This window comes from Tardiphaga sp. (assembly GCF_041424195.1).
Lineage (GTDB): Bacteria > Pseudomonadota > Alphaproteobacteria > Rhizobiales > Xanthobacteraceae > Tardiphaga.
This window is the reverse complement of record NZ_JBGMOE010000056.1, coordinates 1-14,014: the sequence shown is the minus strand read 5'-3', so window position 1 is coordinate 14,014 and position 14,014 is coordinate 1. Positions and strand designations below refer to the sequence as shown.

15 protein-coding genes, 1 tRNA gene and 2 pseudogenes are annotated in these 14,014 nt (G+C 61.7%); 1 reads left to right on the top strand and 17 read right to left on the bottom strand.

The features are described 5' to 3' along the window. The 15 genes and pseudogenes from ACEK02_RS08920 to ACEK02_RS08850 all read right to left on the bottom strand — a co-directional run. Positions 1–418, bottom strand: a pseudogene (locus tag ACEK02_RS08920) (DNA-directed RNA polymerase subunit beta); the annotation flags it as partial. Between the two features lie 356 nt (positions 419–774). Next, entirely contained in the window at positions 775–1,155 is a 381-nt protein-coding gene (gene rplL / locus ACEK02_RS08915; protein WP_371421363.1) for a 50S ribosomal protein L7/L12, read from the bottom strand. A gap of 52 nt (positions 1,156–1,207) precedes the next feature. Next, on the bottom strand, positions 1,208–1,726 hold the full coding sequence (gene rplJ, locus ACEK02_RS08910) for a 50S ribosomal protein L10 (RefSeq protein ID WP_371421362.1): 519 nt from the start codon (positions 1,724–1,726) through the stop codon (positions 1,208–1,210). Positions 1,727–2,391: 665 nt separating this feature from the next. Beyond that, the gene (locus ACEK02_RS08905) at positions 2,392–3,033 is read right to left on the bottom strand and encodes an Isoquinoline 1-oxidoreductase subunit (protein WP_371421361.1); all 642 of its coding nucleotides are present in this window, start codon (positions 3,031–3,033) and stop codon (positions 2,392–2,394) included. After that, the gene (locus ACEK02_RS08900) at positions 3,030–5,195 is read right to left on the bottom strand and encodes a molybdopterin cofactor-binding domain-containing protein (RefSeq protein WP_371421360.1); all 2,166 of its coding nucleotides are present in this window, start codon (positions 5,193–5,195) and stop codon (positions 3,030–3,032) included. Before ACEK02_RS08900 ends, ACEK02_RS08905 begins: the two co-directional genes overlap by 4 nt. 3 nt (positions 5,196–5,198) lie before the next feature. Then, entirely contained in the window at positions 5,199–5,663 is a 465-nt protein-coding gene (locus ACEK02_RS08895; protein ID WP_371421359.1) for a (2Fe-2S)-binding protein, read from the bottom strand. Positions 5,664–5,863: 200 nt separating this feature from the next. After that, on the bottom strand, positions 5,864–6,610 hold the full coding sequence (gene map / locus ACEK02_RS08890) for a type I methionyl aminopeptidase (RefSeq protein WP_371421358.1): 747 nt from the start codon (positions 6,608–6,610) through the stop codon (positions 5,864–5,866). 19 nt (positions 6,611–6,629) lie between these two features. After that, positions 6,630–7,580 carry a 2-hydroxyacid dehydrogenase gene (locus ACEK02_RS08885; protein ID WP_371421357.1) on the bottom strand — a complete coding sequence of 317 codons (951 nt, stop codon included), beginning with the start codon at positions 7,578–7,580 and terminating at the stop codon, positions 6,630–6,632. 96 nt (positions 7,581–7,676) lie between these two features. After that, complete coding sequence (gene rplA, locus ACEK02_RS08880) at positions 7,677–8,369, bottom strand: 50S ribosomal protein L1 (RefSeq protein ID WP_371421356.1); 693 nt, start codon at positions 8,367–8,369, stop codon at positions 7,677–7,679. Positions 8,370–8,374: 5 nt separating this feature from the next. Then, a complete protein-coding gene (rplK, locus tag ACEK02_RS08875; protein WP_315831971.1) occupies positions 8,375–8,803 on the bottom strand; it encodes a 50S ribosomal protein L11 in 429 nt (142 codons plus the stop codon). Between the two features lie 139 nt (positions 8,804–8,942). Then, positions 8,943–9,473, bottom strand: a complete 531-nt coding sequence (nusG, locus tag ACEK02_RS08870; RefSeq protein WP_371421355.1) for a transcription termination/antitermination protein NusG — start codon at positions 9,471–9,473, stop codon at positions 8,943–8,945. Positions 9,474–9,485: 12 nt separating this feature from the next. Then, positions 9,486–9,677, bottom strand: coding sequence for a preprotein translocase subunit SecE (gene secE, locus ACEK02_RS08865; protein ID WP_371421354.1), 192 nt, complete (start codon positions 9,675–9,677; stop codon positions 9,486–9,488). Between the two features lie 242 nt (positions 9,678–9,919). After that, positions 9,920–11,329, bottom strand: a complete 1,410-nt coding sequence (locus tag ACEK02_RS08860; RefSeq protein WP_371421353.1) for a hypothetical protein — start codon at positions 11,327–11,329, stop codon at positions 9,920–9,922. Further along, a complete protein-coding gene (locus ACEK02_RS08855) occupies positions 11,326–12,057 on the bottom strand; it encodes a hypothetical protein (RefSeq protein WP_371421352.1) in 732 nt (243 codons plus the stop codon). Before ACEK02_RS08855 ends, ACEK02_RS08860 begins: the two co-directional genes overlap by 4 nt. Before the next feature lie 303 nt (positions 12,058–12,360). Then, positions 12,361–12,822 (bottom strand): hypothetical protein, encoded by a 462-nt coding sequence (locus ACEK02_RS08850; protein ID WP_371421351.1) that lies wholly within the window; start codon positions 12,820–12,822, stop codon positions 12,361–12,363. Between the two features lie 406 nt (positions 12,823–13,228). Here ACEK02_RS08850 and ACEK02_RS08845 point away from each other — a divergent pair, with 406 nt between their 5' ends. Next, positions 13,229–13,561 carry a hypothetical protein gene (locus ACEK02_RS08845; protein ID WP_371421350.1) on the top strand — a complete coding sequence of 111 codons (333 nt, stop codon included), beginning with the start codon at positions 13,229–13,231 and terminating at the stop codon, positions 13,559–13,561. 27 nt (positions 13,562–13,588) lie between these two features. Here the strand turns inward: ACEK02_RS08845 and ACEK02_RS08840 are convergent. Then, positions 13,589–13,664 (bottom strand) — tRNA-Trp (locus tag ACEK02_RS08840). Positions 13,665–13,922: 258 nt separating this feature from the next. Continuing rightward, positions 13,923–14,014, bottom strand: a pseudogene (locus ACEK02_RS08835) (elongation factor Tu); the annotation flags it as partial.

The window sequence follows — 14,014 nt, the reverse complement described above, 5'->3', positions numbered from 1 at the left end:
TCATGGTCATGAGCGGGATATCGCCCATGTAGACGTCCTGCTCCTTGATGTCCTTGACGGACTTGGCGCCGGTTTCCTCGTCGATATCGAACACGATCAGGCGCAGCGTCACCTTCAGCGGGGCGGCAAAGGTCATGCCGCGCTGGCGGCACTCGTCGACGTCGTACTTCGGCGCCTCGAATTCATAGCGGACGAATTCCAGCATCGAGGTGTTGGAGAAGTCGGAGATCGGGAACACCGACTTGAACACCGCCTGCAGGCCTTCATCCAGCCGTCCGCCCGCGGGTTCCTCGACCATCAGGAACTGGTCATAGGACGCCTTCTGAACCTCGATGAGGTTCGGCATCTCCGCCACTTCCTTGATCTGTCCGAAAAACTTACGAACGCGTTTGCGACCGGTGAACGTTTGCTGCGCCATCGTGGCCTCTCATTTCGCCGCCTGCCGAAGGCGGACCTTCCGAAGCGCGATTGGCATCGCCCCCGGGTTGAAAATTCGAAACGTTCCGAAACCTGACATCTCAGAACGCAAAACGACGTGCGGAGCGCTGCCACGCTCTGCCCGTCTGAATCCTGTCGTTACGGACTGCAAAAGCCCGAAATCATCCGTCTCCCGCTGTCCGGCCCCGAGGTCTATCTGATTCCCGAAGCGGACTGCATTTTCGTGCCTCCGCCCCTATATGGGCGGCTTTTGCGGCAGTTCCAGAGCAACGCCTTGAAATACCGCAGATTTCGTAGAAGTGGGCCGGTTCCAATAGGGAACCGGCCCAAATTGCCTTACTTGAGTTCGACCTTGGCGCCAGCCTTCTCCAGCTGAGCCTTGATCTTCTCGGCTTCGTCCTTGGCAACGCCGTCCTTGACGGGCTTCGGTGCGCCTTCGACCAGGTCCTTGGCTTCCTTGAGGCCAAGACCCGTGATCGCACGGACTTCCTTGATGACTTCGATCTTCTTGTCGCCGGCCGCGGCGAGAACAACCGAGAACTCGGTCTTCTCTTCAGCGGCAGCAGCACCGGCACCGCCAGCGCCCGGAGCAGCAGCCACCGCGACAGCGGCGGCAGCGGAAACGCCCCACTTCTCTTCAAGGAGCTTCGCCAGTTCGGCAGCCTCGAGAACCGTCAGGCTCGAGAGGTCGTCCACGATCTTCTGCAAATCAGCCATTTTATCTTTCCTTCAGCGTATCAGTTCGAACCAGTTAAGTTGGAGAATGGCATCACGCCGCTTCACCCTTCGAGGCATAGGCCTGAACCACGCGGGCCAGCTTCGCAGCAGGCGCGGTGGAGAGCTGAGCGATCTTGGTCGCCGGCGCCACAAGGAGGCCGAGGATCTTCGCGCGCAGTTCGTCGAGCGAGGGCAGCGCGGCCAGGGCCTTGACGCTGTCGACGTTCAGGACGGTTTTACCCATCGAGCCGCCAAGGATGACGAACTTCTCGTTCGCCTTGGCAAATTCGACGGCAACCTTCGGTGCAGCTACCGGATCGTCCGAAGTGGCGATCACGGTCGGACCCTTCAACAGGGAACCGATGGCAACAACATCCGTGCCTTCAAGAGCAATTTTGGCGAGACGGTTCTTCGAGACCTTCACCGAGGCGCCAGCCGCCTTCATCTGCGAACGCAGATTCTGCATCTGGGCAACGGTGAGGCCGGAATAATGGGCGACGACCGCAACGCTGGTGGTCTTGAAGACCCCATTCAGCGCGTCGACCGCGTCCTTTTTAGCCGCTCTTTCCACAGCAAGCTCTCTCCGGTTGGCGGCCTCTATCGAGATAGGACCGCCGGGTTACACCCACCGCCCCACCTGAACCTGACCTCAAGACACACGGTCTCTTAGACACGTCGGGCGAGACGATATGATAGCCTGCCCTCCCGAACCTTTCTGGCGAACCAGCATCGGCGCGGGGTGTCGAGGTTCGAACCAAATACGCGTCATGTCGCACAAAACGACATCGGCGAAATCCAGTCTTCACCCGTCTATGCTGGCTGCATCAAGTTTTACGATTAAGCCATTGATGAAACTTGCGTTTATCTCAGGCGCCAGCAGTCTCGGACAGGATTCAGGATCATCGATAAGCCATCATCTGACCTACTGGTGACCCCTGCCCGCCTTCTTCAAATCCGCGTCGCGCGTCCCATCCCCTTCGAGCAATCCGGGTGGATAGCCTGAAAGGAAAAGTCTCCTGCGATGTGGGTTGTCGGAATGCGAACACAGACGCGCCAGCTACCAGCCAGCACGCCCGGAAACGGTTGTTTAACGAGTCTTTTTCGTGTTGCCAAGGGGCAATTGCCGCCGTGGCATCTTTTCTGCAAGGGGAGACGCCGGGCCCTCCTTAATCCCTCCCCTGGCACCGCGAAACTGCGCGACGAGGGGAGAGAAAAAAGTGGGTCCTGCGCTAAGCCCTACCCCTTGGGGCAGGCTGCTCCCGCATCGGCCCAGGCCTTGATCAGCTCACCGAACTGCTTCTGGGTGCCCGGCGCGGGGGTCCGATTACCGCCGGGATGCCAGCCCCAGCCGACAAGCTCGTCTTCGGCCATGTGTTTCACGAGCGCGGCCATGTCCTTGCCGCCATTGCGCTCCTTATCCTTAATCTGGATGCAGATCTCGCCAAGCGTCTTGCCCTGCCAGGCCATCTCGACCGGAGCTAAAGCCCATTTCGGATTGCCGGGGACGTTGGCGGCATCGAAGTTGTTCTCGTGGTGACAGGTGGCGCAAGCGAGACCACCGGCCGCGCCGACACCGCCCTCGCCGCGCACGACCAGCGGAATATGCGGCCGCATGCGGTCGGTCTGGGTCGGACGCTCCGTCGCCGGATGGCAGTTCATGCAGCGCGGCGACTGGATGACCTTGCCGGCTTCCTGAAACAGCGCCACGGCACGCTCGTTCTTGTTCTTGATCTTGGCGAAGGCCGAGACCGACTGCAGCGTGGTCGGATTGCTGACCGCTGCATCGGCCTCCTGAAAGCCCGGCTCCGCGAATGCGAGGAGACCTGCCGCGAGGCCGCCGGCAACCAGCGCCAGCATCGCGTGTTTGAACAAGCTCATGCTGAGGCTCCTGGCACGATCGGCAACTGCCGCGGTCTTCCCACTCCGAGTTTCGCCAACGCGTTGGCAACGGCAGGCCCGAGCGGAGGCACGCCGGGTTCGCCGACGCCCGATGGCTTCTCGGTCGACTTCACGATGACCACTTCGATCTCCGGCATCTCGTTGATGCGCAGCGAACGATAGGTGTCGAAATTGCCGGATACCGGCGCGCCGGCGTCGATCCTCTGTTCGGCATAGAGGATGTGACCGAGGCCGAAGCCGATGCCACCTTCCATCTGCGCGCGGATGATGTCGGGGTTCACGGCGACGCCGCAATCCACCGCGCACCATACCTTGTGCACCTTCGGACCGTCGTCGGTCATGGACAGTTCAACCACCTGCGCGACGAAGGTGTCGAAGCTCTCGACCACCGCAACGCCGCGCGCGCGGCCTGCCGGCACCTTGTAGTTCTTCCAATCGGCGAGTTCGGCGACGGCCTTCAGCGCGCCGGCATGGCGCGGTTTCTTGCTCAGCAGCGCCAGCCGGCCTTCGATCGGATCCTTGCCGGCGGCTTCGAGCAGTTCATCGACAAAGGCTTCGACGACATAACCGGTGTGGGTGTGGCCCACCGAACGCCACCACAGCACAGGCACGCCGACATCGACCTGATGCATGTCGCAGCGGAAGTTCTCGACATCATACGGGATTTCGTTCGAGCCTTCATAGGACGTCGGGTCGAGGCCGTCCTTGAACATGATGGACTCAAAAAAGGAGCCCTTCATGATCGACTGCGTGACGATGGTGTCGCTCCATGCTTCGATCTTGCCATCGCGCACCGCACCGCGCATGCGGTGGACGCAGTAAGGCCGATAATAGCCACCGCGCATATCGTCTTCGCGCGTCCAGACCAGCTTGACCGGCTTGCCCGGCCCGATCGCCTTCGCGACTTCGGCGAGCTCGATGGCCTGATGCGTGCTCTGCTGGGCGCGGCGGCCGAAGCTGCCGCCGGCCAGAAGAACGTCGATCTTGACCTTCTCGATCGGCAGTCCGAGCACCTTGGAGATCGCCATATGGTCAGGCGTCGGAAACTGGCAGCCGTAGCGCGCATAGGCGGTGTCGCCGTCCCATTTCAGATAGGCGTTGAGCGGCTCCATCGCGGCATGGGCCAGATACGGGAAGACGTACTCAACCTCGATCACGCGGCCACCTTTGGCCATCGACTCTTCGAACTTGCCCTCGGCCTTGACGAGTTTGCCGGCCGTCTTCGACAGCCCGCGGAATTGCTGCAGCAATTCGGCACTGCCCCGCTTCTCCGCCTTGCTGTCATCCCAGGTGATCTTCAACGCCTCGCGGCCCATCTTCGCGGGCCAGAAGCCCTTGGCGTAGACAGCAACGCCGGTTGGCACCTGCTTGACGTCGACGACACCAGCCACGGCTTTCGCAGCCGTCGCATCGAATGATGCGACCTTGCCGCCGAATTTCGGCGAACGCGCCACGAGCACCGTGAGCATGTCCGGCTCGTTGATATCGAGCGTGTAGAAGGCCTTGCCATTCGTCTTGTCGGCACTGTCGAGGCGCTTCACTGCGCCTTCCTTGCCGATCAACCTGAACTGCGACGGATCCTTCAGCTTCGGATCGGTCGGCACCGGCATGGCCATCGCCTTGTCGGCGAATTCGCCGAAGCGACCTTCGTGGCCAGACGCATGCTTGATCACGCCGTTCTCGACAGTGATCTCGCCCGGCTGCACCTGCCACGCGTCGGCTGCTGCCGCGACCAGCATCTGCCGCGCGGCGGCGCCGACCTGGCGCATCTGGATGTAGGAATTGGCGATGGCGGTCGAGCCACCGGTGCCCTGCATGCCGAACGCCAGATTCTTGTAGAGCTGCGGATTCGACGGCGCGTGATCCGCGCGCATCTGCGACCAGTCGGCATCGAGTTCTTCGGCCACCAGAGTCGCCATGCCGGTGAACGGCCCCTGCCCGAACTCGATGCCCTTGCACAGCACCGTCACGGTGTTGTCGGGCTTGATGATCAGGAAGGTGTTCGGCGCAATGTTAATCTTCGGCGGCGTTGCCGCCTGCGCGAATAGCCTCTCGGCACGGGCAACGTAAGCGCCGAGCACGAGGCCGGCACCGCCCTTGAGCATCGTACGGCGGGAGAGCTTGGTGTCATGAACGGTCATGGCTCAACCCTCCAGCGTTTTGGCGGCGCCATGAATGGCGGCGCGAATGCGGACATAGGTGGCGCAGCGGCAGATGTTGCCGTTCATCGCCAGATCGATATCCCGATCGGTAGGCGTCGGATTGATGCTGAGCAGCGCGGTGGCGCTCATGACCTGGCCCGACTGGCAGTAGCCGCATTGCGGCACGTCCAGCGCGACCCAGGCCGCCTGCACCGCCTTGGCTTCCCTGGAGTCGAGACCTTCGATGGTGGTGATTTCGCTGGTGCCAATGGCCGATACCGGCATCGAGCAGGACCGCACCGTCTGGCCGTCCACATAGACCGTACAGGCCCCGCATTGCGCGACCCCGCAGCCATATTTGGTACCGGTCAGGCCGGCTCCATCCCGAATGGCCCAGAGCAGAGGTGTATCGGGGTCAAGGTCGACCTGACGGGCCTGACCGTTGATCTTGAGGGTGAACGCAGCCATCGCTGATGTCCTGTGTCGTCGAATGTACGCCTACATTCGAGTGGTTCTAGAGAACCAAGACCTACATCCGCGATATGGAATAACCCACTCAATTATTTTTGTACCGACCGGGAACGAAAATCGTTCTTGCGGAACGGACCGTGCAGGCCGGTCACCCTGATCAGCCTCGCGGCGACGATCCCCGGCCCCGCATGGCCCAGCTATGCAAGCGTAAGAATCACCGGCCCTCGGCTCGTCGCCACGAGCGTATGCTCGAACTGCACCGTGGGCTGCTTCAGCGGCGGGCGAAGCGACCAGCCGTCGTCCCGTTGCTCCACCGAATCCGCGCCGAGCGACAGGAACGGCTCGATGGTGAAGACCAGGCCCTCGGTGATCATGCGTCTGTCCCGCGCCTCGTACCATGTCGGGATTTCGCCAGGCTCGTCATGCAGCGAACGCCCGATGCCGTGGCTCGCCAGATCGCGCACGAGGCTGTAGCCGTTGGTACGGGCGAAATTCTCGATCGAGCGGCCAACTTCGTTGAACCGACGGCCGGGCTTCACGGCCTTGATTCCAGCCCACATCGCCTTGCGACCGTCGCGGCAGAGGCGTTCGATGCGCGGCTTGACCGGCGGGACGGCGAAGCTCGCGCCGGTATCACCGAAATAGCCGTCCAGTTCGGCCGAGACGTCGATATTGACCAGATCTCCCGCCTTCACCACTGTGTCATCAGGGATGCCATGCGCGCAATCGGGACCGACCGAAATGCAGGTCGCGCCAGGAAAGTTGTAAGCGAGTTCGGGCGCCGAACGCGCGCCCTCCTTCTCCAGCATGGCACGACCAAGATCATCCAGCTCCTTGGTCGTCATGCCGGGCTCCAGCGCGTTGCCCATGGCGGCCAGCGTGCGGGCCACCAGCCTTCCGACGGTCCGCAGCTTGTCGAACTGGTCTTCGTTCTCGATCGTCATTGAGCCCGCCCCGTATCCGCTACACTGCCACCGCGTAAGGCAGCGCCTTCCCCGCGTAGAACGCATCGAGATTGGCGATGACGCAGTCCTGCATCGCCATATGCGAATCGAGCGTGTGGCCGCCGACATGCGGCGTCAGCACGACGTTTGGCATCGCGGTCAGCGCGTCGGGCGCGTGCGGCTCCTTCTCGAACACGTCGAGGCCGGCGCCGGCGATGGTCTTGTCCGTCAACGCCGCCGTCAGCGCCGCCTGGTCGATCACCGAGCCGCGCGAGATGTTCACGATGACACCATTCGCACCGAGCTTCTTCAGCATCGCGGCATCGATGATGTGATGGGTGTCCGCGCCAGCGCGCACCGCGATCATCAGCACGTCGCACCATTCGACGAGGGCGTCGAGGCTCGGCTCGTAGCGATATGGCACGTCATGCTTGCTGCGGCTGTGATAGGCCACATCGCATTCGAAAGCGGCGACGCGCGACGCGATCTTGCGGCCGATCTCGCCCATGCCATAGACGCCGACCTTGCGGCCGGGATTGCCCGGCAGCGGCTTCATCAGCGGCGACGGCTTGGCCGACGACCAGCCGCCCTCGCGGAGATACTGATCGGCCGGCAGCAGCATGCGCGTCACGGCGAGCATCAAGGTCAGCGCGAGATCGGCGACTGAAGCAGCATTGGCGCCCGGGCTGTTGCCGACCACGATCTTGCGTTCGGCCGCAGCCTTGAAGTCGACGCCGTCATAGCCGGTGCCGTAGCAGATGATGGCGCCGAGCGCCGGCATCATGTCCATGACGTCGCTCTTCAGCGTCTGCCCGCCCGCGGTGATCAGTGCGCGCACATCCTTGAGCTCGTCGCGCGAAAACGTCTCAAGCGGCGGTTTGCCGCCCGCATCGATCAGCTCATAGCGCTCGCCGATGCGCTTCATCATGGCCTTCGGAAAACGCGAATAGATCAGAACCTTGTCGGCCATGGTGACATTCCTGCTGGGTCAAACCGCTGAAGACAAAAGAAAGGGCGGAACCGGTTGCCCGATTCCGCCCTGGTTTCTTGCAAGCCCTGTTCCGGCTTAGCCGAGCACGGTGCCCGTCTCAACCTTGATGCCGGGGCCCATGGTCGAGGACACGGCAACGCGTTGCAGATAGGTACCCTTTGCGCCAGCCGGCTTCGCCTTGGAGACGGCGTCGACCAGAGCCTTGATGTTTTCGACGAGCTTCTCTTCCGAGAACGATGCCTTGCCGATACCAGCCTGCACGATGCCGGCCTTCTCGACGCGGAACTCGACCGAACCGCCCTTGGCGCCCTTGACGGCGCCGGCGACGTCCATGGTCACCGTGCCGATCTTCGGGTTCGGCATCATGCCGCGCGGACCGAGCACCTTACCGAGACGGCCGACCAGCGGCATCATGTCCGGAGTGGCGATACAACGATCGAAATCGATGTTGCCGCCCTGGACCTTCTCGACCAGGTCTTCCGCACCGACCACGTCCGCACCCGCGGCCTTGGCTTCCTCAGCCTTGGCGCCACGGGCGAACACGCCGACGCGCAGCGTGCGGCCGGTGCCGTTCGGCAGGGTGACGACGCCACGAACCATCTGGTCGGCGTGGCGCGGATCGACGCCGAGATTCATCGCGATTTCGATGGTCTCGTCGAACTTCGACTTGGCGCGTTCCTTCACCATCTTGATCGCATCCGCGATCGGATAGAGCTTTTCGCGATCGACGCCTTCGCGGGCCTTCGTCAAACGTTTTCCGATTGCCATGACCGTTACCCCGCCACTTCCAGACCCATCGAACGGGCAGAGCCCTCGACCATCTTCATGGCCGATTCGATGGTATCGCAATTGAGATCCTTCATCTTCTTCTCGGCGATCTCGCGCACCTGCGCCTTGGTCACCGCGCCGGCCTTGTCGCGGCCCGGGGCTTTCGAACCGGACTGGATCTTGGCGGCCTGCTTGAGGAAGTGGGACATCGGCGGCGTGCGCATTTCGAAGGTGAAAGAACGATCCGCATAAATGGTGATGACCACCGGAATCGGGGTGTTCTTTTCTTCCTTCTGCGTCTGCGCGTTGAACGCCTTGCAGAACTCCATGATGTTGAGACCGCGCTGACCAAGCGCGGGGCCGATCGGTGGCGACGGATTCGCCGCACCGGCCGGCACCTGAAGCTTCAGGTATCCGGTCACTTTCTTTGCCATACTCTTCTCCTGTTAGTGGTGCGGCTCATGACGGCTGGCAACCGCCCTCACCTCCCACGGTAAAAGCGAATAGTGAGTGGCGAATGGCCAATGACCAGTCGCTTCTTCCGTTCGCTATTCGCTATTCGCCAAGTGCGAGCTAAACCTTCTCGACCTGACCGAATTCCAGTTCGACCGGCGTGGCGCGGCCGAAGATCGACACCGCGACCTTCACGCGCGAACGCGCCTCGTCGATTTCCTCGACCACGCCGGAGAACGACGCGAACGGGCCATCGGCGACCTTGACGTTCTCGCCGATCTCGAACGACACCGACGCCTTCGGGCGCTCCACGCCTTCCTGCACCTGGTGCAGGATGCGCATCGCCTCGGCTTCCGAGATCGGCATCGGCTTGTTTTCCGCGCCGAGGAAGCCTGTGACCTTCGGGGTGTTCTTGATCAGATGAAACGCTTCGTCGGTGAGCTGCATCTTCACCAGCACGTAGCCCGGGAAGAACTTGCGCTCGGCGTCCATTTTACGGCCGCGGCGTACTTCGGTGATCTTCTCGGTCGGAACCAGAATCTGTTCGAACAGGTCTTCCAAGCCACGCTGCTTGGCCTGTTCCTTGATCGACTCCATCACCTTCTTTTCGAAATTCGAATAGGCGTGAACGATGTACCAGCGCATGCTCATAATTCAGTTCCGTCAGTGCATCGTGAGCAAAAAGGCGACGAGGTGGCGGATGATCTGATCCGCCGCAAAAAAGAAGATCGACGACAGCGCCACCATGACGAAAACCATGATGGTGGTGATGGTCGTCTCGCGTCGCGAAGGCCACGTGACCTTGTTGGTCTCGGTGCGCACTTCCTGCAGGAATTTGAACGGGCTGAACGCCATCGTTATGTGATCCGCATCCGTCGTGAGACGATTGAATTGGTTTCAGGAATCCGAACAGCCCTCTTGCGCCCAACCCTTTATCAAGGATGAGCCGCCAAGCGGGCTCGTTCGTTCGGGGATTTGCCGCGTCGGATATCCGGTCACCGGGCCGACAGCGAGTGCAGCTTCCTACTTCGGACCGGACCAAAGGTCAAGGTATCCGGGCCGGATCGACGGGAACCCGCCCCGGGATACCGCCTGGATCAGCGCCCCCCGCCGGGCGGCGCTTTGCCGACCGTCGCACGGACATGCCGGACGACATGATCGGCGACGATGGCGTGGCCCTCCGCGGTCGGGTGCACCGCGCCGCTATACATCGCCGCATAGACCGGCTGCAGGATATCGAACTGGGTAAAGCCCGTCGCATGGACGTTTGCAGTCAGAAACGCGTCATTCGGGGTCCGGAACAGCCGCCAGCGAGACGCATAGGGCAGATAGGCCGCCGGCGAATAGGGCGTGAACTCCTCCTTGCCGATCCAGCGCCGCGGCATCGCCATCGCCTCGCCATCCGCCTGCGGCCGTTTCGGATCCCGCGCGCAGAGCCCGCGCTTGGCGAATTCAGGCTGGTGATCGGTGATGAGCTGGAACCCGGTTCCGGCGCCGGTGGCCAGCGCCGGGCAGCCGCCTGATCGACCGTTGGTGATGCAGGCGGTCCGGGCGAAGAAATCGTTGAGAAAGCTCACCGTCTCGCCCAGCCGTTCGCGCGACAGCACCAGCTTCTTGTGGACGTCGAGGCCGAGCGTCGGCTGCGCGCCACACAGGGCGCCGGTCTCGTCGAACTGGATCGGCTCGTAGGCCGTCTGCAGCACCTTTGCGGGCGGCACACCAAAGCCATCGCGCAGGGCATCGCGGAGCGCGACCATGCGCTCGTCCAGCTGTTCGAGATAGGCCCGCGACACCTGCGGCGAGAACCGGATCTGCTTGCCAAGCAGATTCGCGATCGGCGCGAGATCGCCGGCGGATTCGGTCATCGCATAGACCATCAGCGGCGAGAAACCGACATCGTTGCCGCCGATCGACAGCAGCAGCGTATCGATCGGCCGCTTGCGCTCGGACGGCGCGCACCAGGATTTCGTGACCTGCGTATTGGCAACCTGCACGCTGCCGCTGGCATAGGTCGGCAGATTGTAGGTCGCACGCTGCGTGCGGCTCGCCGGAGTTTTGCAGATCAGATCGGCGAGCTGATCGAGCTGCGAACGCACCATCGCGTTGCCGGCGCCCTCGCGCGCCTTCTTCTCGAGGAAGAGCCCTTCGGTGACCTCGGAGCCGGTGCAGGCCAGGCTGACCAGCGTGACCGAGCGATGCGGGTTTTCCAATGTCAGCTGCAGCCCGACACGAAACGGATAGCCGTATTGCGAGCGGTGGCAGTCGGGACTGAGCCAGCGCGGATTGGCGGCGTTGAACGCCTTGTCGAACTGCGCCGACGCGAGCGGGAAATAGAGCTCCTGCTCCTCGTCGGCCAGCTTGCGCCGCGGCAGGTTCTTGTAGTCGAAACTTCCGGCGGGGGCAGCAGGGGTCAGTTTCTGCAGGGATTTGGCGGTGCTGCGCGTCGCGACCTCCTCGCGCATCAGGGTCGGATCGTAAACCATCTCGCGGACGGCGCTGAATGTCACCGGAACGTCCGGGTTGCTTTCGCCCGAGGAAAGGAATCGCCGAGCGCGACGATGAACAGATCCTCGACGACGACCTGCGGATCGCTCAGCGTGCGGCCGTCGGGCAATTTGACCTCGACCGATGCACCGGACAGGTTGCGATCCACCGCATAAGGCAGACGCGTGATCTTCAGTGGCGTCGCGCAGGATTGCGTTCTGGTCTCCGTCCTGCTCCCCGGCCGCCGCGGCGTCCAGCTCCAGACGCAATCATACGCACCGGCTTCGGCGACGCGCTCGGGCGACAGCCGGATCGCCACGGTGTGCGCGTCCGGCAGCACATAATCTTCCTTTGCCGTACCCCATGAATAGCGTCGGTCGCAACTCGCGAGGTAGCGGCCCTGCCGGCTGTCGTAGCAGACGGCGTCGATGGTCTGCGACGCCCAGCCCAATCGGGAACGGTCGTAGCGCGCCCGCGCGGTGTCGGCGCAACTGGTCGGACTGGTCATGTCGCGGCAATCGGGATCGTTCAGCCGCCGCTCCGTGCGCCAGACGACATCCGCCGGCGGCAGCACCAATTCATTGCGCGCGGCCGGGTAGCCGCGCTCATACATCGCAAAGGATGCGGCATTCTTGAAGAAACGAAATGGGCTTTCCACCTGCCACAGCAGGTCGGCGGCATAAGCGCCATGACCAAAGGACGACAACAGCAACGTCGTGGCCCCCACGACGAACGTCACAAGCAATTTCATTCTCGGCTTCCGGCTGAATTCCCAACCGGTGTGTCGCACGCGCAGCGAGCCAGGTTCATCGCCGCGACCGTGCGCCGCAGGCAGGCCGCGCGAAGCCAACCCTCGGTTCGGGACAATCGCGCATGATCAGCAGCGCTCGGCTGCCACGTCGCCCATGGCCATCAGCCTGTTGCGCAAATTGCTGCACGTTCGGGTCGGACTCGATTAACCCGCTCGCTTGCCAGGATCATGAAAGCGGCATCATCAATGAGCGTATAAGGTCCGCCATAAATCCATCGATCTGTCTCGAGATTGGAGAAGAGCTCAACCCTTCATTTTTTGCGCAAGAAGCAGGGCATAGTAGTACTGGAAGCAAAGAGAGACCGCGCAGATCGCAATGACAACGCTACTTCGGGCAGGTTGACGCCCGCGCGTACTTGCATCGACGCTCGCCAGAAGCATCGGAATTACGACCAGACATAGCGGAAGAAAAGCAGCGACGGCGATCAACGGCGCGCTTAGAAGGCACACAAGAATCGCATGGATGGAAAGAGCTGCACCAGCCATCCAGTTCGCAAAAACATAGACGGTCAACCACGCTGGACAGGCAAGCAAGCCTATCATGAAAGAAGTAGGCCATGGCGCAAGGTTTCGCCTTGGGAGACTAACGCGGACCATCCACCGATGGGTGACAAATCGCGCGACAATCGTGCCTAACAATGCCGGAACAAAGACAAAGAAAGCGATCTCTTTTGTATCACGAAGAGGCATATCTATGTTCAGCATGTGATTTATGCCTAGGATCAAGCAGTCCATCTCACTCGCAATGCCTCACCGACGCGGATTCATCCATAGAATAGCGCTCTCTTCAGCGCCCCAACGCCTGTTGCATGATCGATTGAAGTACACACCAAGCCCAATGAGAACATCATCTGTCGGACCGATGCAGAACGGTTCAATTCCTGCGATTCCTGCACTTCAGGTAGCACTGCAATTGGGAAAACTTGACGCGGTCCCAGCGCACTTTTCTAGTACCTGCGAGCCCGACCACGATCGTTCGCAGGTTGCACGGTACGCTGGCGCCCTCCGCTACCACAACCGACTTATTTCGAAATGTTTCTTGCGGGTTAACTGCTACTCAGTCGTCTAACTTAATATCCCACACTCGCCGCGTCCGCGGTCACGGACCTCCGTGCCCATTGGCGCGATCAGCAGGAGGTCCGGCCACGCCTCTGCACCGGTAAATCTCCCGCCCGAACCGCTGGTCTTCCGCGACATCGACGGCAATCCTCGCATCCCCCGACGGTGTCCCAAACCTGGAATTGCTGCCGCCGCAAAAGTGGAAGCCACATTCCATGGCCTGCGGCACACCCACGCTAGCCACCTGATGCCGCAAGCCGACGACAAGGCTGCGGCAGCCATCGAGGCCGCGCTGAGCGCTTCAAGTACAGAGGTAGAACGGATGGACCGGCTTTCCGGTGGCAATCGACTGAAAAACGGATTTCGACAAATCGCCTTAGGCTGAAATCTCGTTTCAGATCAGGCAGTTAAATGGCAGGGGCGGTAGGGCTCGAACCTACGACAACCGGTTTTGGAGACCGGTACTCTACCAACTGAGCTACACCCCTACGGAAACGACGCATCGGTCGTTTCGCGCCGTTTGAAGCATAGTCGACGCCTGATTTGCAAGAGGCGAATATGGGGCGAATGGCCAGTGGCGAGCAGCGAATGGAAAAGCGCATCGCTTTTCTGTTTCCCTACTCGCCACTCCCTATTCGCTTCTTACTCGAGGATGCCAGCGACGACGCCTGCGCCGCAGCCAAGTGCGGTATACCGCACTTGGGCATATTTTCTTTCGGTTGGACGTTTCGGAGTTGTTGCGTCGATCACTCGATGATCGATGCAACCACTCCGGCTCCAACCGTGCGGCCGCCTTCACGGATGGCGAAGCGCAGCTTCTCTTCCATGGCGATCGGCA

Coding starts and splice junctions, on each gene's coding strand:
- ACEK02_RS08900 (WP_371421360.1), bottom strand. CDS start 5,195: ATGACCGTTCATGACACCAAGCTCTCCCGCCGTACGATGCTCAAGGGC.
- ACEK02_RS08885 (WP_371421357.1), bottom strand. CDS start 7,580: ATGGCCGACAAGGTTCTGATCTATTCGCGTTTTCCGAAGGCCATGATG.
- nusG (WP_371421355.1), bottom strand. CDS start 9,473: ATGAGCATGCGCTGGTACATCGTTCACGCCTATTCGAATTTCGAAAAG.
- rplL (WP_371421363.1), bottom strand. CDS start 1,155: ATGGCTGATTTGCAGAAGATCGTGGACGACCTCTCGAGCCTGACGGTT.
- secE (WP_371421354.1), bottom strand. CDS start 9,677: ATGGCGTTCAGCCCGTTCAAATTCCTGCAGGAAGTGCGCACCGAGACC.
- ACEK02_RS08895 (WP_371421359.1), bottom strand. CDS start 5,663: ATGGCTGCGTTCACCCTCAAGATCAACGGTCAGGCCCGTCAGGTCGAC.
- ACEK02_RS08855 (WP_371421352.1), bottom strand. CDS start 12,057: ATGAAATTGCTTGTGACGTTCGTCGTGGGGGCCACGACGTTGCTGTTG.
- rplK (WP_315831971.1), bottom strand. CDS start 8,803: ATGGCAAAGAAAGTGACCGGATACCTGAAGCTTCAGGTGCCGGCCGGT.
- map (WP_371421358.1), bottom strand. CDS start 6,610: ATGACGATCGAGAACGAAGACCAGTTCGACAAGCTGCGGACCGTCGGA.
- rplA (WP_371421356.1), bottom strand. CDS start 8,369: ATGGCAATCGGAAAACGTTTGACGAAGGCCCGCGAAGGCGTCGATCGC.
- ACEK02_RS08850 (WP_371421351.1), bottom strand. CDS start 12,822: ATGCTGAACATAGATATGCCTCTTCGTGATACAAAAGAGATCGCTTTC.
- ACEK02_RS08905 (WP_371421361.1), bottom strand. CDS start 3,033: ATGAGCTTGTTCAAACACGCGATGCTGGCGCTGGTTGCCGGCGGCCTC.